Source organism: Prevotella sp. HMSC073D09 (assembly GCF_001814145.1).
Lineage (GTDB): Bacteria > Bacteroidota > Bacteroidia > Bacteroidales > Bacteroidaceae > Prevotella > Prevotella conceptionensis.
Map to the genome: position 1 here is coordinate 1 of NZ_KV815127.1, position 1,354 is coordinate 1,354.

A 1,354-nucleotide genomic window follows, 5' to 3' on the forward strand; every position below is an offset into this window, starting at 1 on the left:
GCGATTAACTCCTTCAACTTATAATGAGGAAAACTTAAAGCGCACTTCTTTATGTTTCTTCTGTTCTTATGTCGGAATGGACGTATTTAGGTCGCCATACGAAGGGATGAGCGATTACCCCGCTCACTTATTCCCTCGTCAACTTGTTAACTTGTCTACTCGTCAACCTACCAAACTTTGTCAATTTATCAGTAAAAATTTTAACACGATGAGTGCACTTTTTGCCGCCAATCGTTCGCCTTGCCGCAAAAAATCGATTCTCGCGAAGGTTGTTTTGTGCAAAAAGGGGGTGGTTGTACATGCAGGCAAAATGAATTTTTATTTAAACTGACCGCCACTAACACCCATTGTTTTGCGATTTGTAGCGAAATACAGTGCGTTTTGCCGCTAAATGCAGTGCAAAATGGTGCAAAACGCAGTGCGTTTTGGTGCTAAACGCAAGGTGAAATGCCGCAAAATGCAGCGCAAAATGGTGCTAAATGCGAGACAAAAAGCATAAAAATCCACTGCAAATGGTATAAACAAAACCTTTTGGAGCCATAAAACACATGGCTAAAAGGGCAAAATAGCCGTTAAAAGGTGGGGTTTTAGGGGCTAAAAGTGGGTAATTTGGGGTTGCAAAAATACGAGTTGGCAACCAAACTAGAAAGGCTAAATGGTGCAAAATGCAAGTTTTCTTCTTAAAAGCAGACAATCAGGAAGACGTGGTAGGCTAGAAATAGTGGCTATTTACCTACTTTTTAACCTGTTTTTTCGCTAGAATGGAGCGAAAAATAAAGCGTAGTTGTAAAATAAAAGTAGTGTTTTTTAAGCTTTTCAGTGGGTGTGTTTGTGAGTTGATTAGTTTGTAAGTTGGTGAGTTTATAAGTTGATAAGTTTTTGAGTTTGTAAGTAGTTTTCGGCGTAAAGGGCAACGTCAGCCTTTCGATATGGCATCGAAAAGTCGTTGTTCGGCGGTGGCAATGAGGTTGGCATCGTCGAAATGATGCTGGCATTTTAAGTCGAGAAAGGCGCAGCGAAGGGCAAAGAGCAAACGCAACCGTTTGCCAGAACCTGATGCCCAGCTTGCCAACTCGTGCATCTGCTGTGCATCGCAATGCCCAAAGAGGTATTCTTCAATGTTTAAATTCTTAATAGTCATGCTTATTATACAAGAGAGAGTTGTGCAACATGTAGTAACCCTGCACGCATAGGCCACACAGATGTGGGCACGGATGCGCGCGTTTTACTACATTGCCCTATTATCATTACAACCTAGAAGGCAAAACAACTTAAACGAGTTTGGTAGATGAAAGGGGAATGTAGGACCATACACCCCCACTACCAGCCTCACCCCCAACCCCTCTCCAAGGGG

Annotated in this window: 2 protein-coding genes; one reads left to right on the forward strand and one right to left on the reverse strand. The window is 42.4% G+C overall.

Annotated features, from left to right (window positions below; translation table 11 throughout):
• Positions 1-331: hypothetical protein (locus HMPREF2955_RS16655; RefSeq protein ID WP_210401323.1), on the forward strand; the 331-nt coding region annotated here is incomplete at its 5' end.
• Positions 332-916: 585 nt separating this feature from the next.
• On the opposite strand, the gene HMPREF2955_RS12280 is transcribed toward HMPREF2955_RS16655, so the two are convergent.
• Positions 917-1,141, reverse strand: a complete 225-nt coding sequence (locus HMPREF2955_RS12280) for a hypothetical protein (protein WP_070723752.1) — start codon at positions 1,139-1,141, stop codon at positions 917-919.
• Positions 1,142-1,354 lie beyond the last annotated feature (213 nt).